At 33.8% G+C, this 204-nt stretch carries 1 protein-coding gene; it reads right to left on the bottom strand.

Translation table 11 applies throughout. The features are described 5' to 3' along the window. On the bottom strand, window positions 1-204 hold a 204-nt coding region (locus tag N8M16_RS10210), incomplete at both ends, for a MucBP domain-containing protein (RefSeq protein ID WP_261070172.1).

Genomic DNA, 204 nt, shown 5'->3' with positions numbered 1-204 from the left:
GTTGGATAATTTGGAATTTCTTTTCCTTCTTTATCCTTGAATGAAGTTGTGACTTTTTCGTAGACGTGTTCTGTGTCTCCATTTGGAAGTTTCTTAGTTTCTACGAATTTATAGCCTGGAATATCTTTCTTAGGATTTTCCCCTTCTTCTGTTGGATAATTTGGAATTTCTTTTCCTTCTTTATCCTTGAATGAAGTTGTGACT

The sequence above is a fragment of the Streptococcus mitis genome, assembly GCF_946188375.1.
In the GTDB taxonomy this organism is placed as follows: Bacteria; Bacillota; Bacilli; order Lactobacillales; family Streptococcaceae; genus Streptococcus; species Streptococcus mitis_CX.
This window is presented reverse-complemented; position numbering and strand designations above follow the sequence as displayed.